Source organism: Rhodococcus sp. 14-2483-1-1 (assembly GCF_002259335.1).
Classification (GTDB): Bacteria; Actinomycetota; Actinomycetes; order Mycobacteriales; family Mycobacteriaceae; genus Rhodococcoides.
Genome location: NZ_NPFX01000022.1, coordinates 106,048 through 129,232, shown reverse-complemented (window position 1 = coordinate 129,232; position 23,185 = coordinate 106,048). Strand labels below are relative to the sequence as shown.

Below are 23,185 nucleotides of genomic sequence, written 5' to 3'. Positions count from 1 at the left end.
CCGACACCACGGCAGTCCCGACGCCCGTAGCGGCACCGGCCTTCACCTTCGCCGAGCTCGGACTGCCCGAGGCTGTCGTCGCCGCACTGGCGCGTAACTCGATCACCGTGCCGTCCCCCATCCAGGAGAAGGCTCTTCCCGACGCCATCGCCGGCAAGAACGTTCTCGGCCGGGCACAGACAGGTTCGGGCAAGACCCTCGCCTTCGGCCTGCCGATCCTTCAGCGCCTGTCGCTGCACACCGATCGACCGGCCGCCAAGCGCCCGCGTTCGCTCGTACTGGTTCCCACTCGGGAGCTTGCGTTCCAGGTCGTGGAGTCCCTCGCTCCCTACGCCAACGCGCAGGGCCTGCGCGTGATGCCTGCCGTCGGCGGCACCCCGTTCAACAAGCAGGTCGAGCAGCTCCGACGCGGAGTGGACGTGCTCGTCGCCACGCCCGGCCGCCTCGCCGATCACCTTCGTCAGGGCACCTGCATCCTCGATTCCATCGAGATCACCGCACTCGACGAAGCCGATCAGATGGCCGACATGGGCTTCCTGCCCGAGGTGCGTGCCGTCCTCGCCGACACTCCGGCAGACGGACAGCGCATGCTGTTCTCTGCAACCCTCGATCGTGAAGTTCAGTCGCTGGTCCGCCAGTTCCTGCCCGACCACGTCGAGCACTCCACCCAGGACGGCAAGGCCAGCGTCCGGACCATGGACCACTACGTCCTCATGGTCGACCGGGGTCAGAAGGATCTGGTTCTCTCCGAGATCGGTGCCCGCGAAGGCGGCCGCACCATCATGTTCGCGCGTACCAAGCTGGGCTGCGACGGAATAACCGATCGCCTTCGTGCGCTCGGTATCGCCGCGGAGTCACTGCACGGTGGCAAGGCACAGAATCAGCGCACCCGCGTTCTCGAGCGCTTCAAGAACGGCCGTACCCCCGTCCTCGTCGCCACCGACGTTGCCGCTCGCGGAATCCATGTCGACGGTATCGACCTGGTCGTTCACGTCGATCCGCCTGCAGACCACAAGGACTACCTGCACCGCGCAGGACGTACGGCACGCGCCGGCGAGAAGGGCACCGTCGTAGCAATCGTGCTCCCCAACCAGCGTCGTCAGGTTCTGCGTCTGACCGGTATGGCCGGCGTCAAGGCCACGGCTGTCAACGTCTCGCCCGGTTCGGCCGAGCTCAACAGCATCACCGGCGCGAAGAAGCCCACCGGTGAGCCGTTGCGCGCCGAGTCCTCGCCCCGCGATCGCAACAGCCGTCCCGGCTACCAGGGCTCGAACCCGCGCTCGAGCGGCGGATACCAGGGCTCCAACCCCCGCAGCGGCGGCGGATACCAGGGCTCCAACCCGCGCTCCAGCGGCGGATACCAGGGCTCCAACCCGCGCAGCGAAGGCGGTTACCAGGGTGACCGCCCCCGCACCGGATACCAGGGCTCGAACCCGCGCTCCAGCGGCGGATACCAGGGCTCCAACCCGCGCAGCGAGGGCGGCTACCAGGGCGACCGCCCACGTCGCACCGACTCGAGCTCGTACCGCGGCTCCGAGAGCCGGGGCTACGAAGGACGCGGCTCCGACAACCGGGGCTCGGACAACCGTCGCCCGGCATCCGCTCCCCGCCAGGACGAGCACCGTTCGGGTGGCTTCCGCAGCCGCACGGAACGTCGCTCGTACGACGGTTTCGACGGTCCGGCTCGTAGCCACTGATCGGTACGTAACCGTGCGGTCGTGAATCGACCGGAGCATATTTCGACGACATAAGGTGTCGCATTCTTCGCGAATGCGGCACCTTTTGTCGTTGTCCACGGCCAGGTTTGAGTTCTGCTGGGGGGTTGGCTCGCGCGACGCCGCTCGGCAGGGAAAGCTGTCTGTATGACCTCAGCAGCAGAACCGACAGAACTGGCTCAGATCGGAGTCACCGGACTCGCCGTCATGGGCTCCAACATCGCACGCAACTTCGCTCATCACGGGCACACCGTCGCGTTGCACAACCGTAGTGTCGCCAAGACCGATGCGTTGATCGCCGAGCACGGCAGCGAGGGAAACTTCATCCGTACCGAAACCATCGAGGAGTTCGTCGCTGCGCTCGCGAAGCCGCGTCGGGTCCTCATCATGGTCAAGGCGGGCGACCCGACGGACGCGGTGATCGAGGAACTCGCGGGCGCGATGGAAGAGGGCGACATCATCATCGATGGTGGCAACGCGCTCTACACCGACACCATCCGTCGTGAGGCTGCCATGAAGGAGCGCGGCCTGCTCTTCGTCGGTGCTGGAATCTCCGGAGGCGAGGAGGGCGCTCTCAACGGCCCGTCGATCATGCCGGGCGGCCCGGCCGAGTCCTACAAGGCACTCGGTCCGCTGCTCGAGTCCATTGCGGCACAGGTGGACGGCACGCCATGCTGCACTCACATCGGACCCGACGGCTCCGGCCACTTCGTGAAGATGGTGCACAACGGAATCGAATACGCCGATATGCAGCTCATCGGCGAGGCGTACAACCTGTTCCGCGACGCCCTCGGTTACACCCCGGCGCAGGTCGCCGACGTGTTCACCGAGTGGAACAACGGTGACTTGGAGAGCTATTTGGTGGAGATCACCGCCGAGGTGCTCCGCCAGGTGGACGCCAAGACAGGTCAGCCGTTGGTGGACGTGATCGTCGACGCCGCCGAGCAGAAGGGCACCGGCCGCTGGACCGTCAAGGCCGCACTCGATCTGGGTGTTCCCGTCACCGGTATCGCCGAAGCAGTCTTCGCCCGGGCGCTGTCGGGGTCGCGGGCGCAGCGCAAGGCGGCCGTCGGGCTGGCCTCGGGTGCCCTTGCGGACAAGCCCACCGACGCGGAGCAGTTCACACACGACATCAGCCGAGCGCTGTACGCGTCGAAAATTGTCGCCTACGCACAGGGCTTCGACCAGATCGCCGCGGGAAGCGCCGAATACGACTGGAATCTGCATCCCGGCGACCTGGCCACGATCTGGCGAGGCGGTTGCATCATTCGCGCTCGGTTCCTCGACCGCATCAAGGACGCGTACGACGACAACGCCGAGCTGCCCAGTTTGATCCTGGCACCGTACTTCCGTGACGCCATCGAGAACGCCATCGACAGCTGGCGTCGCGTCGTCATCACTGCGGCCTCGCTGGGCATTCCGGTCCCCGCGTTCGCGTCGTCTCTCTCGTACTACGACGCGTTGCGGGCAGAGCGTCTGCCTGCGGCATTGACTCAAGGGCAGCGTGACTTCTTCGGTGCCCACACCTACGAGCGAACCGACTCGGAAGGAAAGTTCCACACCCTCTGGAGTGGCGATCGCTCCGAGATCGAGGCCTGACCGACACTCGTCCTCCGGTGGCGCAGCGTCCTTCGCGCGGCGCCACCGGTTCATGGACGACTGCAGTCAGTAGGGCAACGGACCGAGCACCGGTTGGACCACCGTCGAGGGAATGCCCTCCCACGGCAACGAACCGTCGCAGCCCTTCCACACGGCCTGAACGGCGCTGAAGCACCCCTTGCCGTACACGTCCGATGCCGCGTGGAGGATGTCTGCACAATCCGGTACGTCGATGGTGAAGAGCTCGAATCCTGCTGCCCAGCAGCCGATTCCAGATTCGACCTCCAACAGCCCCGATGCTACCGAAGTGCCGAGCGCATTCAGTATTCGTGAAGACTCGTTCGGGTCGCGACCCGTCACGACGATCTCCGGACTGCCGAAACCGGTGAGACCGACGGTGTAGCAGAACGCCGGATGGATACCGTCCCGGTCGACCTCCGATTCGACGTACTGCAAGGCCCATCCGAATCGATCGATGGCGCTCTTCACATCTCCGATGTACTCGTCGACGCCGTAGCCGTCACACATCCTGCACATAGCTCCCCCACTCGGCGAGCGGTCGCCCCCACGGCAACCGCGATGTCGAACGCATTCGAACGTGCGTTCTACGGCAGAGTATTGCGCGCGGCACCGACAAGAAGATTCCATGCGCGCTCGACGCGGCGGTAAGGTCACAGCTATGCCGGGTCAATCACCGAAGGGGCGTTCCGCAGGCTCCACTCCACCCGCTTCATCGTTCGCAGACCTGGGGCTCCCGGTGGTTCTCGTACATTCGCTGAAGAATGCGGGTGTGTCCCACCCTTTTCCGATCCAGGTTGCTGCCGTCCCCGACGCACTTGCCGGCCGGGACGTACTCGGACGCGCCCCGACCGGATCGGGGAAGACGCTTGCGTTCGGACTACCACTGCTCGTACGGCTGGCAGGTCGTCGAAGCGAGCCGGCGGCACCGCGTGGGCTCGTGCTCGCACCGACTCGGGAACTCGCACTTCAGATCCACGAGGTCCTCGACCTGCACGGTGCCACGTTCGGCCTGCGCACCGTCTGTGTCGTGGGCGGTGTCCCCCTCGAACGAAACGTTCGCGAAATTCAACGCGGTGTCGACATCGTGGTCGCCACCCCCGGCCGTCTCAACGACCTGCTCGAGCGACGTTCCATCGCGCTGAATCGCGTCGAGACGACCGTGATCGACGAAGCCGACCGAATGGTGGACATGGGGTTTCTGCCCCAGATCGAATCGCTGCTGGCCGCGACTCCGCCCGACGGCCAGCGGTTGTTGTTCTCGGCAACCCTGGACCAGGACACCGACCGCCTGGTCGAGAGGTTCATGGACGATCCGGCGGAGCACTCCACTGCCGAATCGGTGAGCGTGCCCGACATTGCGCACTACGTGTTCGAGGTCGATGGCGCGCACAAGACCGAAGTAGCTGCCGCACTTGCCAACAGAGACGGTCGAACGCTGCTGTTCGTCCGTACCACCCACGCGGTCGATCGACTCACCGACGAGTGCCGCCGACTGGGCGTACCCGTATCGTCGTTGCACGGCAACAAGACTCAGGCGCACCGCACGCGTTCGCTGGCCGCCTTCGCGGACGGCAGTTCGGCCGCTCTCATCGCAACCGACGTCGCGGCTCGCGGTGTGCACGTCGACGACGTCACGTTGGTGGTGCACGTCGACCCGCCGATGGATTCCAAGGACTACCTGCACCGCGCAGGCCGAACCGCGCGAGCCGGGGCCAGCGGAACCGTCGTGACCTTGGCTACCGACGATCAGTTGGCTCGGGTGCGTGCGATGGCAGACGAAGCGGGAATCTCGGCCACCGTCGTCGATACCGGAGCGGACCCGGTCTCGTGGCGCCGCATGACCGGCGCTCGCACCCCCATCGGCAGACCACTGTCGAATCCGGCCGACACGTCCGGATCCGTTCGCGGTGATCTGCCGGAGCGTGGGGCCCGGCGGGGGGCCGCACCCGCGCGGCACGAACGACGGGGGCGAACCGGAGGCAGTCGGGGCACCGGCCGAGGACGACGCGGGTGACCTCGCCCTGGTTGTCGGTTGTACTCGCTCTGATTTCGGCATTCCTGTTCGCGTGCGCGGCGGTGGCGCAGCAGAGCGCCGCTGCGTCCGTTCCAGAGGGAACGTCGCTGGTGTCTGCCCTCGTTCGTAGTCCCCGATGGTGGATGGGCGTGGTCGGAGACGGGGGTGGCTATGCGGTACAGATCTCGGCGCTCTGGGTCGGTTCGGTCCTCGTCGTGCAGCCGCTGCTGGTCACTGCCCTGTTGTTCGCGCTGCCGATGTCGGCGAAATTCGCGCGCCGCTCCCTGCCTGGGTCGACCTGGGCACTCGCATTTCTCCTCGCCGCCGCTCTCGCGGTCTTCATCGTGGTGGGTGACCCGAGCGAAGGCACAACCGACGCTCCTCTCGCAGCGTGGATCGTGCCTCTGATCGTTGCCGCCGTCGTGATCGGCGGCGCGGCAGTGGGCGGCCTGGTGCTGTCCTCCCCCGCCCTGCGGGCCCTGCTTCTCGGAGCTGCAGGAGGTCTGTTGTTCGGACTTGCTGCAGCTCTCACCAAATTCGCGACCGATCTCGTCGACGCCGATCCACTTGCAGCACTGACGGCATGGCAGACCTACACCCTGATCGGATCCGGTGTTGTCGGTTTCTACTTGCAGCAACGCGCGTTCCAGGTGGGGCCGCTGTCCGCATCGATGCCGGCCGTCACGATCTGCGAACCCCTCGGTGCAGCGTTCATCGGAGTGACGGTCCTGGACGAGAGAATCAGAACCGAAGGCGCAGCCCTGGCGACGATCGTGGTGGCGGTGGCCGTCATGATCGTCACCACCGTCCTCCTGTCGCGAACTCAGGCGGCGAACACTGCCGATTCGACGGCGTCGGACCGGGCGTCGAACACAGGAACTTCACCCGACCGGTAGTCTCGATCAACGTGCAGTTCCTCGATGGTCACCAGCCGCCCTACGATCTCACCTACGACGACGTCTTCCTCGTCCCCAACCGAACCGATGTCACCTCGCGTTTCGACGTCGACCTGAGCACGGTGGACGGCTCGGGAACGACCATTCCGATCGTGGTGTCGAACATGACGGCAGTATCGGGTCGACGAATGGCCGAGACCGTCGCCCGACGCGGTGCCATCGCCGTCATCCCTCAGGACTTGCCGACCGAGGCCGTCGCCGACACCGTCGCATTCGTCAAGAGCCGTGACCTGATCGCGGACACACCAGTGGTGCTCGGGCCGAACGCATCCGTGTCCGACGCCTTGGCGCTGGTACACAAGCGAGCTCACGGATCGGTCGTGATCGTCGAACACGGCAAGCCCATCGGAGTCGTCACCGAGAGCGCCTGCACCGACGTCGACCGATTCGCCCGGCTCAGTTCCGTGGCGTCCGCCGACTTCGTGCGCGTTCCCCGCCACGCGTCGCCCAAGGAAGTGTTCGAGAAGATCGAAGCGGCACATGCACACCTGGCTGTAGTCGTGGAGGACGACGGCTCGCTGGCGGGTGTCGTGACGAGAACCGGCGCGGTTCGGACGGGCATCTACGCCCCTGCCGTGGACGCATCGGGGCGCCTGCGGATCGCCGCGGCCGTCGGCATCAACGGCAACGTGGCGGAGAAGGCGACCGCACTCGTCGAAGCCGGTGCCGATGTTCTGGTGATGGACACAGCCCACGGACATCAGGAGAAGATGCTCGACGCTCTCGCTGCAGTACGCGCTCTCGATCTCGGAGTGCCCCTCGCTGCCGGGAACGTGGTGTCTGCGCAAGGTACGCGCGATCTGGTGCAGGCCGGCGCGGACATCGTCAAGGTCGGTGTCGGTCCCGGCGCGATGTGTACGACGCGGATGATGACCGGCGTCGGGCGCCCTCAGTTCTCGGCAGTGGCCGATTGTTCCGCTGCAGCAGCAGAACTGGGAGCATCCGTGTGGGCCGACGGCGGCGTGCGGCACCCCCGTGACGTTGCGCTCGCCCTGGCCGCAGGAGCCGCGAACGTCATGATCGGCTCGTGGTTCGCCGGAACCTACGAGTCGCCCGGAGACCTCCGAGTGGACGCGTCGGGCAATCGATACAAGGAGAGCTTCGGCATGGCGTCCAAGCGGGCGGTCGCCGCACGTACCGCCACCGACGGTGCGTTCGACCGAGCCCGTAAGGCTTTGTTCGAGGAGGGCATTTCCAGTTCTCGGATGCGCCTGGATCCCGATCGCCCCGGCGTCGAAGATCTGATCGATCACATCTGTGCCGGAGTTCGGAGCACCTGCACCTACGCAGGGGCCCGCAGTCTTCCCGAGTTGGCCGAACGCGCAGTTCTGGGAGTTCAGTCCGCAGCCGGATTCGCCGAGGGGCGCCCCCTGCCGTCCGGGTGGTGACCCCGGTTCACGGTTAGACTCTTCAACAGCAATCACAGTTGTCCGCGCTCGCTGTGCGCCCGAGGCCGATCACGTAAGTGCCTGGGTGCCGTCGAATCGTAGGTCCCGCACGGGTGGGGTCACAGCGCGGACCATACAGAAGGGAATCAGGTGCCCGAGGCACCCACTATTTCGGTTGCCGGTCCGGCAACTGCAGAGCAGCACGACGAGAGTTCCACTTCGGAGGGATCCTCTATCGAGCCGGGAGAGAAACCCGGCGACACCGATTTCAGCAGCCGCGCGCAGTCCGGCGGCGCGATGCTCCTGTCTCAGCTTCGACGGCCCCGGCTCGGACGGAGTTGAGACATGGCGACTCTTCTCACCATCGTCAGCCTTCTCGGCTTCGTAGCACTGACGGCCGGTACCGCATTGTTCGTCGCGGCCGAGTTCTCCCTCACTGCCTTGGAACGCAGTGCGGTCGAGTCTCAAGCCGAGAACGGCGACATGCGTTCGCGCCAGGTTCTGCACGCCCACAAGACTCTGTCGTTCCAACTCTCCGGTGCTCAACTGGGCATCACCATCACAACTCTGATCACCGGCTATCTCGCCGAACCGGTGTTGGCCGGCTTCATCCGGCCGGTGGCCGACGCGCTCGGCGCGTCCGAGACGCTCGCGTCGGGCATCTCACTTGCCGTGGCACTGATCCTGGCCACCTCGTTCTCGATGATCTTCGGTGAGCTGGTCCCGAAGAACATTGCGATCGCGAAACCGATGTCGACGGCCCGCGTCACCGCAGGTGCCATGGCGGGGTTCTCGCTGATCTTCAAGTGGGCGATCAACGGGCTCAACGGCTCTGCCAACTGGCTCGTTCGACGGCTCGGAATCGAGCCGGCCGAGGAACTCAGATCGGCTCGGTCGCCACAGGAGCTGGGTTCGCTCGTGCGCACGTCGGCACGGCAGGGTTCGATCGACGAGAACACGGCTCGACTGGTGGATCGGTCGTTGCAGTTCGGCGATCGCACAGCCGAGGAGCTGATGACACCACGAGTCAAGATCGAGACGCTCGCCACCGACTCGACCGTGGCCGATCTGATAGAAACTGCGGCGCGCACCGGCTTTTCACGCTTCCCGGTGGTCGACGGCGATCTGGACGACACCGTCGGCGTCGTCCACATCAAGCATGCGTTCACCGTCGCCGGAGCGCTCCGTCGTACGACAACGGTCGAGTCCCTGGCACGCGATGTCCCCGTCGTACCGTCGAGCCTCGACGGCGACGCGGTGATGGAACGGGTGCGGGCCGACGGCATGCAGGTGGCGCTCGTCGTCGACGAGTACGGCGGTACCGCAGGCATGGTGACGATGGAAGACCTCATCGAGGAGATCGTCGGTGACGTGCGCGACGAACACGACGAGCCGGAACTCGATGTCTCGCGTTCCGGCGAGGGATGGGACTGCGCCGGCCTACTCCGTATCGACGAAGTGGCGTCGGCCACAGGCTATTCCGCCCCGGAGGGCGAGTACGAAACCATCGGCGGTCTGGTTCTGTCCGAGTTGGCACGTATCCCGAGCGAGGGGGACGCGGTTCTCCTGCCGCCGCCGGCGAGCGAAGATCCGCTCGACGGAGACGGCGGCTGGGTGGCACGGGTGATACGGATGGACGGTCGTCGGATAGATCGGGTGTTGCTGTTGCCCGTCGACGCCGCAACGGTGGCTCGAATGAGATCGGAGGGAGAGATCGATGGGTGACCTGTTCGGAGTCGGTCTCGCCGTTCTCCTGCTGGCCGGAAATGCATTCTTCGTCGGAGCCGAGTTCGCGTTGATCTCCGCTCGGCGCGATCGACTCGAAGCGCTGCTCGCGCAGGGGAAGAAACGCGCACAGAGTGTCATCGAGGCCGGTCAGAATCTGTCGCAGATGCTCGCCGCTGCCCAGCTCGGCATCACGATCTGCTCGATTCTTCTCGGCCGGGTAGCCGAGCCGGCGGTGGCGCACCTGATCGAGGTCCCCCTCGACGCCGTCGGAATCCCCGAGTCGTTCCTGCACCCGATAGCCTTCGCCATCGCGTTGACGCTTGTGGTCGTCCTGCACATCCTGGTCGGCGAGATGGTTCCCAAGAACATCGCGATCGCGGGCCCGGAGAGCACCGCCATGATTCTGGTGCCGATCCACCTCGTGTTCATCAAGGTCGCGCTGCCGCTGATCTCGTTCTACAACCTGTGCGCCAACCTGACACTCCGGATGCTGCGTATCGAACCCAAGGACGAGCTGAGTTCTTCGGTCTCGGCGGTGGAGTTGTCGCAGATGATCGGCGAATCACGGTCCGAGGGACTGATCGACGCCGAGGAGCACCGAAGACTGCGGCAGGCTCTCGAGACGTCCGGTCGGACGGTCGGCGAGGTGTTGATCCCTTCCCACCAGGTTCGCAGCATCGAGTTGTCCGGGCCCGATCACACTCTCGGACCCACATTGGGCTCGGTCGAACGCGCCGTCATCGAGACCGGTTTCTCGCGCTACCCGGTCCGCGACGCAGCCGGCGCGCTGGTCGGCTACCTGCACCTCAAGGACGTTCTCGACGACATGGCCGACGAATCGGCAGGACCCGACACGGTCATCCCACGGAGCGACGTTCGAGCACTGCCCGTCGTCTCCATCGACACGGTGCTCGACGATGCACTGACCAAATTGCGACGCGCCAGCAGCCATCTCGGGGCCGTGCACGACGCGACGGGGGCCACGGTCGGGATCGTCGCACTGGAAGACTTGGTCGAGGAGTTCGTCGGTACCGTTCGAGACGGCACCCACCGGGTGGCCGGTCCTCGGCCGGGTCAATCTGCATCGAGCTCATCGAGCACTCCCCCGCGGAACGCGTAGATGTCCGGCCCGGTGTCGCTGACCGAAGCGGAGTGGACCACCAGACGGGCTGCGCACACGGCGCGGGTCGAGAACCTCGTCGGTGATTATCTGACCGACCGAGGACGTGGCAACACCCATCCGGTGCTGGATTTCCTGTTCACTTATTACAGTCACCGCCCCGGTCAGCTACGGCGGTGGAATCCGGGTCACGGCATCGTCCTGACCGGTGAACGTGCACGCGAATATGCCGAGTTCGCGTCCTACGAACAGGTACAGACCGACCGGGGCGTCGGTTACCGGGTGCGGTCCGATCTCGTCGAGCGCCGTCGCGCGAGTATCGAATTCATCCTGGGACTGCTGACCGCCACCGCCGAGCGAGCACCCCTGCTCGGCTGCTTCGGCCTGCACGAGTGGGCGATGGTCTACCGCGGAGGAATCTCGGCCCAGCGGCACGAGCAGGTTCCACTGCGCCTCGGCCGTGACGGAACCGATGCTGTTGTCGATTCGATGTCGTTGCGGTGCACCCACTACGACGCCTTCCGGTTCTTCACCCCCGACGCCGCACCGCGCAACGCGCTGACGCTCTCACCGGAATCGCGCCTGGGGTCCGAGCAGCCCGGGTGCATTCACGCCTCCATGGATCTGTACAAGTGGTGCTACAAGCTGGGGCCGTTGATCGATTCGGAGTTTCTGACGGACTGTTTCGAGCTGGCGCTGCACGCGCGCACGATCGATATGCGGGCAAGTCCCTACGATCTGAGCGACTACGACCTCGAACCCATTCGGATCGAGACCGCGGCCGGTCGAGCAGAGTACGTGCGCGCGCAGGGGGAACTGTCCACCGAAGCGGCACCTCTACGCTCGGCGTTGATGGCTCGATGCCAGAATTTACTGATCGGCGGCGAGTTCGGCGACGGACTTACTGCCGAGTAACATCGACATCGTTGTCGTGGGGACACCGTCTTCGGTGTCCGAGACCGGAAAGAGTGAGGAATTCATGACCGATCGTGTGCAGGCTGGTGGACTTCAGGTCGCCAAGGTCCTATTCGATTTCGTCGAGAAGGAGGCGCTGCCGGGTACCGATGTAGATTCCGACGCCTTCTGGTCCGGTGCCGCGTCGGTGATCGCCGATCTCGCTCCCAAGAACAAGTCTCTGCTGGCCGTTCGCGACGAGATCCAGGGCAAGGTCGACGCCTGGCACGGCGAGCATGCGGGTCCGAACTACGACCGCGCCGCATACAAGGCCTTTCTGAAAGAGATCGGCTACCTGTTGGACGAGCCGGCGGACTTCCAGATCACCACGGCTGGTGTGGACACCGAGATCACCACCACAGCCGGTCCCCAGCTCGTGGTGCCGGTGCTCAATGCCCGGTTCGCGATCAACGCGTCCAACGCGCGATGGGGATCGCTCTACGACGCCCTCTACGGAACCGATGCCATTCCCGAGGCAGACGGTGCCGAGAAGGGATCGAGCTACAACAAGGTTCGCGGCGACAAGGTCATCGCCTTCGCTCGTGACTTCCTGGACGAGGCGCTGCCGTTGAGCTCCGGCTCGCACGTCGGCACCACCGGCTACGTCGTCGACGCCGCCTCGTTGACGGTGACGCTTGCCGATGGCAGCACAGTGGGTCTGAAGGAGCCGGCACAGCTGCTGGGATACCAGGGCACACCCGACGCGCCGACCGCAATTCTGTTCGTGCACAACGGATTGCATTTCGAGATCCAGATCGACCCCGAGAGCCCGATCGGCAAGACCGACGGAGCGGGCGTCAAGGACGTGCTCCTCGAGTCGGCGGTCACCACGATCATGGACTTCGAGGATTCGGTCGCCGCAGTCGACGCCGACGACAAGGTTCTTGGTTACCGCAACTGGCTCGGACTGATGAAGGGCGATCTCACCGAAGAGGTCTCCAAGGGCGGCAAGACATTCACTCGTGCGCTGAACAAGGACCGCACCTACACCTCGGTCGACGGTTCCGAACTGACGCTGCACGGACGCTCGCTGTTGTTCGTCCGCAACGTCGGTCATCTGATGACCTCCGACGCGATCCTCGACGCCGACGGCAACGAGGTCCCCGAGGGCATTCTCGACGCGCTGTTCACCTCGCTCGCGGGTCTGCATTCGCTGACCGCGGACAACGTCCTGTCCAACTCGCGCACGGGTTCGCTGTACATCGTGAAGCCGAAGATGCACGGACCGGACGAGGTCGCCTTCACCGCGGAGCTGTTCGGCCGTGTGGAGCAGGTTCTGGGACTGCCTGACAACACGCTCAAGGTCGGCATCATGGACGAGGAACGCCGCACGACGGTCAACCTCAAGGCGTGCATCCAGGCCGCCTCCGAGCGGGTCGTGTTCATCAATACCGGCTTCCTCGACCGCACCGGCGACGAGATCCATACCTCGATGGAAGCAGGACCTGTCGTCCGCAAGGGAGCGATGAAGGGCGAGAAGTGGATTGCCGCCTACGAGGACTTCAACGTCGACACCGGCCTGGCTGCCGGCCTCGAAGGCAAGGCCCAGATCGGTAAGGGCATGTGGGCCATGCCCGATCTGATGCACGACATGCTCGAGCAGAAGATCGGCCACCCCAAGGCCGGTGCCAATACGGCGTGGGTTCCCTCCCCCACTGCGGCGACCCTGCACGCTTTGCACTACCACAAGGTCGATGTGTTCGCCCGTCAGCACGAGATCGCACAGGCCAAGCGCGCCACGGTCGACGATATTCTCGAAATTCCTCTCGCACCGTCCACGGACTGGACCGACGAGGAGAAGCAGAACGAACTCGACAACAACTCGCAGTCGATCCTGGGCTACGTCGTGCGTTGGATCGACCACGGCGTCGGCTGCTCCAAGGTTCCCGACATCAACGACATCGCACTCATGGAAGACCGTGCGACGCTGCGCATTTCGAGCCAGTTCATCGCCAACTGGCTGCGCCACGGCATCGTCACCGAAGATCAGGTGCGCGAGTCGCTGAAGCGGATGGCCCCGGTGGTGGACCGTCAGAACGAATCCGATCCGACGTACAAGCCGTTGGCTCCCGACTTCGATTCGAACATCGCATTTCAGGCCGCCAGCGACCTGATCTTCCAGGGCACCAGCCAGCCCAACGGCTACACCGAGCCGATCCTGCACCGCCGCCGACGGGAGTACAAGGCCGTCAACGCCTGACGGACTTGTCGAGCTCGTGGGTGAACATCGGAACACAGGGCGCGGGCGGTCCATAGCCGCGGGACCCGTGATCGTCGTGATCGCGATCGCGTTGATCGTGGCGGCCGTGTTCGGTTGGTTTCAGCTGCGAGATCGGATTTCCGATCAAGGGGTCGAAGCTGCGAGCCAGTGTGTGGAGGGGTCGGCGGTGCTCACTGTGGCCTCCGATCCCGACATATCCGGTCCTGTCGAACAGTTGGCCGAGCGGTTCAACGACACCGCTCCGGTGGTGCGGGATCACTGTGTGACAGTGCAGGTTCGAGCCACGTCCTCGGACGTGGTGCGGTCCGCTCTGAACTCCGGTATCGACTCGTGGGATGCCGGTGCGCTCGGCGACCGACCGGGCCTGTGGATACCTCAGTCCACGGCCGACGTCGAGGCCGTGACCGCGCGCGGATCTATCGACGGCACTCCGCAGTCGCTGGCGTCGAGCCCGGTGGTACTCGCGGCACCGGCCGCCGTCGCCGACGCCGTCACCGCTGCGGGCTCGAGCTGGGCCGACCTGGTCAGGCTGCAACGCGACCCACAGGCTCTCGGATTGGGTGAATGGGGCGGGCTCCGTCTCGCTGTCCCGACGGGTTCCGACACCGGTGCAACAACTCTCGCGGTGGCTGCGATCGCAGCCGGCGTACGGGGCGACGAGACGACGCCGCTGACCGTCGAGCAGGTCTCGTCGAGAGAGCTGATTTCGGCGATGTCGGAGCTGGCCTTCACCGATACGAACACCGCCGCGCTGTCCACGTCGACGACGTACGACGCCCTGGCCGGCCTCGAGAACGCAGCGGGCCCGCAGGCCCCTGTTCATGCAGTTCCGGTGACCGAACAGCAACTGGCGTCGACCGATTCGTCGACATTGACCGCGGTCAGACCGCAGGGTCCGACGCCTGTCGCCGATCATCCAGCCGTCGTCCTCACCGGCGACGAGACGTCCACCCGAGCCGCTGCGACATTCGTCGAGTTCGTCCGTCAGGCAGACGGCGCGCAGACACTCCGAGATGCCGGGTTCGACGTCGACGAAGTCGAGTCCGCCGGGGTCGTCGCCCCACCGTCGGGACCGGTTGCCGACGCACTGCTCGCCGTGCTGCGCAATCCCGTCCTGCCGCGACGCGCCACCGTTCTGCTCGACGTGTCCGAGTCGATGGGTACGGCAGAAGGCGGCGCGACAAGATTGCAGAACACCGTTCGCGCCCTGGGCGAGCAGTTCGAGCGTGTGCCCGACGCCACCGAGCTTGGTCTGTGGAGCTTCAGCGAAAATCTGAACAACGCGCTGCCTTTCCGAGTGGACGTTCCGACCGGGCCGATGACGGTTCCGGTCGGAACCACCCCCAGACGCGCTGCACTCGATTCCACCGCAGCCGCGTTGACGCCGGCAACCGGATCGTTCACGTATGCGTCCGTACTGGTCGCATATCTCGACGCCGTGGCCGGCTACGTTCCCGGCCGCGTCAATTCCGTCGTGCTGATCACCGACGGACCGGACGACTCGTCCTTGTCCACGGAGGAACTGCTCACCGACCTGACCGCCGCGGCCGATCCGGCGCGTCCGGTGGCGGTGAACATCGTGCGTATCGGAGACAACTCCGATGCCTCCTCGTTCGACGACATTGCCGCCCGGACCGGCGGAACTGTGGAAGCAGTGTCGACATCGGATTCACCAGACCTCATCGATCGACTCGGAAAGTTGCTGTACTAGAACATGTCTCGCGTACTTTTTGTCGGCGTCTTCCTGCTACTCGTCACCCTCTTTCTCCATTGGCGGTTCCTGTCCGTCACCGGAGCACCGACTCGGCTGAAGCGGCCGGCGGATGTGGTGTTGCTACTTCTGTGGCTGTGCGCGCTGATCGGGTTCGGCAGCGGTGTCGTGTTCGATCCGTCCTGGGCTCGTGCTCCGGCGTTCGTCGGCCTCACCTGGCTCGCCGTCGTGCTGTACCTGTTCCTCGGAACGGTGCTCGTCGGGCTCGTCTGCACCGTCGTTCGAGTTGTCTTCGCGGTGATGCGCCGCGATTCGGCCGCTGCGCGGTTACGGGTGTCGAGGGTCGGCTCGGCGATCACTGCGCTCGTCAGCATTGCCGCAGTGGGGTACGGACTCGTCGAGGCTGCGACTCCGCGCGTGACGAACACTGCTGTCGAGATGGGCAGGCTACCGGCCGAATTCGACGGAGTACGAGTGGCATTGGTGTCCGACATCCATGCCGGGCCGTCCCGCGGTGCGGACTTCGTGCGTAAGGTCGTCGATTCGGTCAACGCCCAGAATCCCGATGTCGTGCTGCTCGACGGCGATCTCATCGACGGCACGGTTGCTCTGGTGGGAGAAGATCTCGAGCCGCTACGCGACCTCGAAGCGCCGCTGGGAGTGTTCGCCGTCAGCGGCAATCACGAGTTCTACGCGGGCGACGGCGGCGAATGGCTCGACTTCTGGTCCACGCTCGGCATCGACGTACTGCGAAACGAACGCACGACGATCACTCGTGGCGACGCTGCAATCGATATCGCCGGCATCAACGACGCCACCGCACCGGCTCCGTACGAACCCGATCTCGCTGCGGCATTGGACGGGATCGATCCCGATAGATTCGTACTACTGATGGCACATCAGCCGAAGCAGGCGTTGGAGGCATCGGACTTCGGAGTCGACATGCAGGTGTCCGGGCACACGCACGGTGGCCAGATCTGGCCGATCCGCTATCTGGTGCCGCTGCAGCAGCCCAGTGTCGAAGGGCTGGACACGATCGGCAACACCACGCTGTACACCACCCGCGGTGCCGGCGCGTGGGGTCCACCGGTGCGGGTGGCCGCCCCGCCCGAGATCGCGATGCTCGAACTCACGCGGGGCTGAGGCCTCCGACGCGAATACGACAGAGCCCGCCACGTCGATGTGGCGGGCTCTGTACTCGGCTCAGGCGAACGCCTCGATCGGCGGGCACGAGCACACCAAATTGCGGTCGCCGTGTGCGCCGTCGATGCGCCGCACCGCCGGCCACACCTTCGGACGGTCGTAACCGGCAGGGTAGGCCGCCAGTTCCCGTGAATACGGGTGATCCCAGTCCGCTACCAGACACTGGGCAGTGTGGGGCGCTCCCCGAAGCGGGTTGTCGTTCACGGTCCATTCGCCGGATCCAACGCGATCGATCTCGCCTCTGATTGCGATCATCGCATCGCAGAACGCATCGATCTCCTCGAGGTTCTCGCTCTCGGTGGGCTCCACCATCAGGGTTCCGGGAACCGGGAAGCTCATCGTCGGCGCGTGGAATCCGTAGTCCGCCAGTCTCTTCGCCACATCGTCGACGGTGACGCCGGTGTCCTTCGTCAGACCCCGCAGATCGAGAATGCACTCGTGGGCGACCATGCCGTTGTCACCGGTGTAGAGCACCGGGAAGTACTCGTCGAGGCGGCGAGCGATGTAGTTGGCCGACGCGATCGCCGTCAACGTCGCCTGCCGGAGTCCCGTCGCGCCCATCATCGCGATGTACGCCCATGTGATCGTCAGGATCGAAGCGCTGCCGTACGGGGCTCCGGACACCGTCGGTCCCGAACCGAGCTGCGGGGCAAACGGATGGCCCGGCAGGTGGGGCTGCAGGTGCGATCGAACACCGATGGGTCCCACTCCTGGCCCGCCGCCACCGTGTGGGATGCAGAACGTCTTGTGCAGGTTCAGGTGGCTGACGTCGCCACCGAATCGGCCGGGGCGCGCGAGTCCGACAAGGGCGTTGAGGTTGGCACCGTCGACGTACACCTGGCCACCCGCGTCGTGCACCGCCGCGCAGATCTCGGAGATCTCGTGTTCGTAGACGCCATGTGTGGAGGGGTACGTGATCATGATCGCGGCGAGCGTGTCGGCGTGCTCGGCGATCTTGGCGCGCAGGTCGTCGACATCGACGTCGCCGTTCGGGCGGCAGGCAACGACCACAACACGCATGCCCACCATCACGGCCGACGCCGCGTTGGTGCCGTGGGCGCTCGACGGGATCAGACACACGACACGCTCGGCGTCGCCGTTGGCGAGGTGGTATCGACGAATGGCCAGTAGCCCCGCGTACTCGCCCTGACTTCCCGCGTTCGGCTGCAGACTCACTGCGTCGTAGCCCGTGATGTCGACGAGCCACCGTTCGAGGTCGTCGATCACGCGCAGCAGGCCGGGCACGTCCGAAGACGGAGCGAAGGGGTGCTGGCGGGCGAACTGCGGCCAGGTGATCGATTCCATCTCCGCGGTAGCGTTCAACTTCATCGTGCACGAACCCAGCGGGATCATGCTTCGGTCGAGAGCAATGTCCTTGTCGGACAGTGCGCGCAGGTAACGGAGCATCGCCGTCTCGGTGCGGTAGCGAGTGAAAGCCGGATGCGTGAGGTACTCCGACGTGCGAGCCATGTTCGCCGGCACCGCCTCGGCACCGGAGCCGGCGGGCTCGGCACCGAACGCAGCGAGCACGTTCACGATCGTGTCGGACGACGTCGCCTCGTCGCACGCGACTGCGACGTGATCGGCATCGACCAGTCGGACATTGATTCCGCGCTGCTTGGCATCGTCGGTGACGGCCTTCGCCCGACCGGGAACCGCTACGAGGACGGTATCGAAGAAGTCGGTGTGCACCACCTCGACGCCTGCCTCCTGCAGGCCGGCGGCCAGGGATCGAGCGTGCATGTTGACCCGGGTTGCTATGGCGCGCAACCCGTCTGCGCCGTGGTAACTGGCGTACATTGCGGCAACGATGGCCAGCAGGACCTGAGCGGTACAGATGTTCGACGTCGCCTTCTCGCGGCGGATGTGTTGCTCACGGGTCTGCAGCGCCAATCGGTAGGCCCGGTGGCCGTCCGCGTCGAGCGAAACCCCGACGAGTCGTCCGGGGAGCTGACGGGAATGACCGGAACGCACCGCCAGGTACCCGGCGTGCGGCCCGCCGTATCCCATCGGAACCCCGAACCTCTGGGTGGTGCCGAAGCAGACGTCCGCGCCGATCTCACCGGGCGGAGTCACCACGGTGGCCGCCAGCAGGTCCACGCCGACGGCAACCAACGCATCCCGCTGGTGTGCGGCCTCGATGGTGGCCGTGTGGTCGACCAGTCGGCCGGACGCACCGGGTAGCTGGGTCAACACCCCGAAGAACTCTCCGTCCGGCAGGCCGTCGGCCAGATCGGCGTACACCACCTCGATGCCCAGCGGCTCTGCACGAGTGGCGAGAACGGCGGCCGTCTGCGGGAAGATGTCGGAATCGACGAGCAGCCGAGGCGACTTCGACGCTCTGTTCGCGCGTCGCATCAGAGTCATGGATTCGGCTGCGGCAGTGGACTCGTCGAGCATCGACGCATTGGCCACATCCATGCCCGTGAGATCGGAGACCATGGTCTGGAAGTTCAGCAACGCCTCGAGCCGACCCTGGCTGATTTCGGGTTGGTACGGCGTGTACGCGGTGTACCAGGCCGGGTTCTCCAAGATCCCTCGGGTCAGCACCGGTGGAGTGAGTGTGTCGTAGTAACCCAGGCCGATCATGGACGTCGCGACGGTATTCTGCCCGGCGAGGTCGGCCAACGCAGCCAGTACCTCGTGCTCACTCAGAGCCGGCGGGAGCGTCGCCAATCCGTCGGGCACGCCGTCGACAACGGTGTCGAGGATCGAGGACGGCACTGCTTTACGGGCCAGCTCGTCCAGGTTGTCGACGCCGATGGTGTGGAGGATGCGAACCAGTTCGGTCGCGTCGGGCCCGATGTGTCGATCGACGAAAGTGTGTGCGGACGAGGCAGTTCGGTCGGTCACGATGTTCTCCCAGGTGCCGGAAAGACGAGGCGTCGGACGACCGAGGCATACGCGCCGGCCGCTCCTCCCCCTCTGTCGTGTGCCCGCTGACGCGTGCGCCTGAGAGATTCGGTCGGACACGGCGCGTCATGTCGACTGCGCCGGCACCTTTCCCCTTGGGCGGGTGGGTACTCCCACCACTTTCCAGAGTTGTCGAAGCCCACACGGTCCGTGTGCCTGAGAGATTGACGGGGAGGTATTGCTCCTTCGGCGTCCGAGACTGGCTGCCTCGGAACTCTCCCGCACGGGCGCGACGAGGAAAGTCTAGCCGGTCTTGCGGCTCGCGCGATTCTTGCGGCGTGAGGCCAGCTCGTCTTCGGGACTCGGCTGGCTTTCACCGCCATCGGCTCGTTCGGCCGGGAAGTCGGCGATGGTGCCGGTGAGCTCGCGCATCGCGCCGTTCACGGCGATACCGAACACGCCCTGACCGCCCTGCAGTAGGTCGACCACCTCTTCGGCGGACGTGCACTCGTACACGGTCGTGCCGTCCGAGAACAGGGTGATGTTGGCGAGGTCGCCCACCCCGCGCTGGCGTAGGTGATCGACGGCGACGCGGATGTTCTGCAACGAGATACCGGTATCGAGCAGCCGCTTGACGATCTTGAGAACCAGCATGTCCTTGAACGAGTACAGCCGCTGACTGCCTGAGCCTGCTGCGCCGCGAATGGACGGGACGACCAACCCGGTGCGGGCCCAGTAGTCGAGCTGACGGTAGGTGATGCCGGCGATCTGGCAGGCACTGGGCACTCGGTAACCCACCAGCTCGTCCGGCACCGAATCATCGGGGAACAATCCCGGCTGAATGTCCTGAGGTGTGTCGACCCGGCCGTTCGACGCCTGGTCGGGGGTGTCGACCCGAGCATCGGAGACGGACGCGTCCTCGGTCCGGCCTGCGGCTTCGGACTCTCGACTGCCGTGATGCTGCTGCGGCTGATCTCCCACTGACTGCTCCCTCTCGGATGTCTCACTGCGTTCGGATCGAGTCAGTACTGCGATCCGTCCGGGGCACCTGAACGCCTCGGTGTACTCGCGTGAAGTCATACCGTGTACCAGGCCAGAGTACGCCTCGCCAGGTCTGCGAGAGGCGCGAAACTGCACCGAATCCGACCAGCGGCGGCGATGAACTTCACTGGCACGAACGTTATGGGGGCAACCGCGCAGATTCAACGCAACGCGCCGTAAACCTGAACCTAAAGTTGAGGTTGAGACTCTTCTGTTACCCGTCGGTGGCTTTGAAGTCGTCCGGCGACACCGATTCGAGGAACTCCTTGAACTTCTCGACCTCGTCCTCACGCTCGTCGGGCATGATCAGGCCGGCCTCGGCCAACACAGGTTCCTCGGCAAAGATCGGCACCCCGGCTCGCAGTGCAATGGCGACGGAATCCGATGGACGAGCAGAAACTCGGACATCTTTGTCGAACACGAGATCGGCGTAGAAGGTGCCCTCCTGAAGGTCCACGATCCGCACTTCCTTGAGCTCGCGACCCAATGCCGAGATCAGGTTCTTGACGAGATCGTGGGTGAGCGGTCGGGCAGGCTGGACACCTTGTTGCTCCAAAGCTATTGCAGCAGCCTCGGTTTGACCGATCCAGATCGGCAGGTACCGGTCACCATCGGCCTCTCGCAGCAGCAGCACGGGCTGATTCTGCGGCTGTTCGACACGAATACCGACCACACGCATCTCACTCATCGTGTCTGCCTCTCACCTCGAGAAATCCGGGCTGCACTTCGTTCGTTCAGCTCGTCGCAGCCGAGTCTATTGGAAGTCGAACCGACGCGAGCGAGCGTTACCGGTCGAGTGCACCGCGCACCGCCGCTTTGACCAAACAGGTGTGCAACGTCAACGACAACGCCGCGAGCTCTCGAATCATTTCTTCCGCGCGATCACGCGCACCGGCGTCGCGGCCCTTGGCGACCGGTCCGGCAATCTGTGCAACCAGACCGGCCTCGCGGTCCGCCGCGAGTTTGAAGGCACGGAGATGACGCACTTCGAGACCGAACTGCAACATCGCGTGTGCCGTGCGTGCAAGCGTCACGGCTCCGTCGTCGTAGAAACCGGCCTGCCCGGGAGTGATCAACCCGCTCCGCAGCAACTCGGTCAGGAACGCATCGTCGATACCGGCCTGCGCCAGAAGATCTGCTTTGCTGATCCGCACCTCTCGGTCCGGCAAGAACTCCTCGGGCGATACCTCGCCCGCGGCGAGCGTCAGAGACCGCGGCCGTTTGACCGATGCGTCGGCTCGCTCGACAGTCGCAACACCGTGATCGATAGCTTCGAGTTGCTCCTTGATCACCTTGAGCGGCAGGTACTGGTCACGCTGGGCGGTCAGAACGAATCGGAGCCGTTCGCAGTCTGCAATGGAAAACCGTCGGTATCCCGACGGCGTACGTTCCGGAGAGATCAGACCCTCGGCTTCGAGAAATCTGATCTTCGAGATCGTCACATCCGGAAAGTCGGGCCGAAGTCGATCGAGGACGGAGCCAATCGACATCCCCCCGTTGGACTGCTGCCCGACGGCGGTCACTGGCTTCCTGCACCCGCAGACGCGTCGCCGACCTGAGATCCGTTGCCGCCCCGCGGTCCGGTCAGGAACACCAACCGGAACTTACCGATCTGCACCTCGTCGCCGTTGGCCAGAACTGCGGAGTCGACCGGCTCCCGATTGACGTAGGTGCCGTTGAGGCTGCCGACGTCGACGACCTGGAAGTCGTCCTCGTCCTGCCGGAACTCGGCATGCCGACGACTGACGGTGACGTCGTCCAGGAAGATGTCGCTGTCGGGATGCCGTCCGGCGGAGGTGGTCGGCTGGTCGAGCAGAAACCGCGATCCGGCATTGGGGCCGCGCTTGACGACGAGCAGAGCGGCACCGACAGGCAGCCCCTCGACGCCCGAGACCGGAGCTTCGGTGCTCTGGGCGGCCGCGGAGTTGTCCAGCTCCTGGAGGAAATCTGCGCGGAAGACCGAGGTGGTCTCCGCCGGCGACTCCCCGTAGTTGCTGTCGTTGTCGTTCTGGCTCACCGTTACTCCTTCTCAGTCCGTTCACCCGGGCAGTAAACGCCGCGGGTAACGCAGTACATGGTCTTCACATCTGGTATTGCGTTGCGCCTGGTTCTATTTACGCCTGTACAGCTTGCTGGACCTTCGCCCCGACAGGGTATTCGCTCGGTGTCGACCGTACCCTGCGCAGTGTGGACCGTGTGGCCGGTTGGCAGGTGTCGACAGCCGGCCGATCACTCGGCCGTGATGAGAGCATATCCGGCAGCGTCGAGCATCTGCGCCAGTGCCGCGTCCAACTCCTCCGGCGACGAAACCTCCAGATCGATCAGCCAGCCCCCGGTGTACGGTCCCGAATTCACCTTCTCCGGTTCGCCGTCCAAATCCTGGTTCACACCAATCACTTTCGCGGTCAGCGGGCTGAACACGTCGGACACACTCTTGGTCGACTCGACTTCTCCGAGAGACTCACCCGCGGTGACGGTGTCGCCGACAGCCGGAAGCTGAACGAACACCACGTCCCCCAGCTGAGACTGCGCGAAATCGGTGATACCGATTCGCACTGCCGCCGGGCCCGTGCGCTGCACCCACTCGTGCTCGGGCGTGTAGTACAGATCAGCTGGTGTGTCGATGTCGCTCAACGCGGCATTCCCTTCGATCGTGGCCCG

Annotated in this window: 18 protein-coding genes and 1 riboswitch; of the genes, 11 read left to right on the top strand and 7 right to left on the bottom strand. The window is 65.1% G+C overall.

The window, feature by feature from the left end:
• The first annotated feature begins 62 nt into the window (after window positions 1–62).
• Window positions 63–1,697, top strand: a complete 1,635-nt coding sequence (locus CH294_RS21655; RefSeq protein ID WP_249305461.1) for a DEAD/DEAH box helicase — start codon at window positions 63–65, stop codon at window positions 1,695–1,697.
• 165 nt (window positions 1,698–1,862) lie between these two features.
• Complete coding sequence (gndA, locus tag CH294_RS21650; protein WP_037150360.1) at window positions 1,863–3,314, top strand: NADP-dependent phosphogluconate dehydrogenase; 1,452 nt, start codon at window positions 1,863–1,865, stop codon at window positions 3,312–3,314.
• Between the two features lie 66 nt (window positions 3,315–3,380).
• Here gndA and CH294_RS21645 read toward each other — a convergent pair whose 3' ends face one another.
• Window positions 3,381–3,842 (bottom strand): DUF4262 domain-containing protein, encoded by a 462-nt coding sequence (locus tag CH294_RS21645; RefSeq protein WP_052058377.1) that lies wholly within the window; start codon window positions 3,840–3,842, stop codon window positions 3,381–3,383.
• Window positions 3,843–4,104: 262 nt separating this feature from the next.
• Between CH294_RS21645 and CH294_RS21640 the strand changes: the two genes are divergently transcribed.
• From CH294_RS21640 to CH294_RS21600, 9 genes are all read left to right on the top strand, one after another.
• Entirely contained in the window at window positions 4,105–5,349 is a 1,245-nt protein-coding gene (locus CH294_RS21640) for a DEAD/DEAH box helicase (RefSeq protein WP_249305439.1), read from the top strand.
• Window positions 5,346–6,245, top strand: a complete 900-nt coding sequence (locus CH294_RS21635; protein WP_094739056.1) for a DMT family transporter — start codon at window positions 5,346–5,348, stop codon at window positions 6,243–6,245. The genes CH294_RS21640 and CH294_RS21635 overlap by 4 nt, the downstream gene beginning before the upstream one ends.
• An 11-nt stretch (window positions 6,246–6,256) precedes the next feature.
• Window positions 6,257–7,693, top strand: coding sequence for a GuaB1 family IMP dehydrogenase-related protein (locus CH294_RS21630; protein WP_037150357.1), 1,437 nt, complete (start codon window positions 6,257–6,259; stop codon window positions 7,691–7,693).
• Window positions 7,694–8,038: 345 nt separating this feature from the next.
• Window positions 8,039–9,418, top strand: coding sequence for a hemolysin family protein (locus CH294_RS21625; protein WP_037150354.1), 1,380 nt, complete (start codon window positions 8,039–8,041; stop codon window positions 9,416–9,418).
• A complete protein-coding gene (locus CH294_RS21620; protein ID WP_032403473.1) occupies window positions 9,411–10,541 on the top strand; it encodes a hemolysin family protein in 1,131 nt (376 codons plus the stop codon). Before CH294_RS21625 ends, CH294_RS21620 begins: the two co-directional genes overlap by 8 nt.
• A complete protein-coding gene (locus CH294_RS21615) occupies window positions 10,542–11,456 on the top strand; it encodes a 3-methyladenine DNA glycosylase (RefSeq protein ID WP_094739055.1) in 915 nt (304 codons plus the stop codon).
• Window positions 11,457–11,520: 64 nt separating this feature from the next.
• Window positions 11,521–13,695 (top strand): malate synthase G, encoded by a 2,175-nt coding sequence (locus CH294_RS21610; protein WP_094739167.1) that lies wholly within the window; start codon window positions 11,521–11,523, stop codon window positions 13,693–13,695.
• 67 nt (window positions 13,696–13,762) lie between these two features.
• A complete protein-coding gene (locus CH294_RS21605; RefSeq protein ID WP_249305438.1) occupies window positions 13,763–15,427 on the top strand; it encodes a substrate-binding domain-containing protein in 1,665 nt (554 codons plus the stop codon).
• A 3-nt stretch (window positions 15,428–15,430) separates the two neighbouring features.
• A complete protein-coding gene (locus tag CH294_RS21600; RefSeq protein WP_094739054.1) occupies window positions 15,431–16,570 on the top strand; it encodes a metallophosphoesterase in 1,140 nt (379 codons plus the stop codon).
• Window positions 16,571–16,630: 60 nt separating this feature from the next.
• Here CH294_RS21600 and gcvP read toward each other — a convergent pair whose 3' ends face one another.
• The 6 genes from gcvP to gcvH all read right to left on the bottom strand — a co-directional run bounded on the left by gcvP (window position 16,631) and on the right by gcvH (window position 23,158).
• Complete coding sequence (gene gcvP / locus CH294_RS21595; RefSeq protein ID WP_094739053.1) at window positions 16,631–19,483, bottom strand: aminomethyl-transferring glycine dehydrogenase; 2,853 nt, start codon at window positions 19,481–19,483, stop codon at window positions 16,631–16,633.
• A 194-nt stretch (window positions 19,484–19,677) separates the two neighbouring features.
• Window positions 19,678–19,775: riboswitch (glycine riboswitch) on the bottom strand.
• A gap of 11 nt (window positions 19,776–19,786) precedes the next feature.
• Complete coding sequence (locus CH294_RS21590) at window positions 19,787–20,326, bottom strand: MerR family transcriptional regulator (RefSeq protein WP_157226114.1); 540 nt, start codon at window positions 20,324–20,326, stop codon at window positions 19,787–19,789.
• Between the two features lie 412 nt (window positions 20,327–20,738).
• Complete coding sequence (locus tag CH294_RS21585) at window positions 20,739–21,212, bottom strand: bifunctional nuclease family protein (protein WP_032377953.1); 474 nt, start codon at window positions 21,210–21,212, stop codon at window positions 20,739–20,741.
• Between the two features lie 97 nt (window positions 21,213–21,309).
• Window positions 21,310–22,047, bottom strand: coding sequence for a MerR family transcriptional regulator (locus CH294_RS21580; protein ID WP_032377954.1), 738 nt, complete (start codon window positions 22,045–22,047; stop codon window positions 21,310–21,312).
• Window positions 22,044–22,541 carry an FHA domain-containing protein gene (locus CH294_RS21575; protein ID WP_032377955.1) on the bottom strand — a complete coding sequence of 166 codons (498 nt, stop codon included), beginning with the start codon at window positions 22,539–22,541 and terminating at the stop codon, window positions 22,044–22,046. Before CH294_RS21575 ends, CH294_RS21580 begins: the two co-directional genes overlap by 4 nt.
• Window positions 22,542–22,753: 212 nt before the next feature.
• A complete protein-coding gene (gene gcvH / locus CH294_RS21570) occupies window positions 22,754–23,158 on the bottom strand; it encodes a glycine cleavage system protein GcvH (protein WP_032377956.1) in 405 nt (134 codons plus the stop codon).
• Window positions 23,159–23,185: the final 27 nt, after the last annotated feature.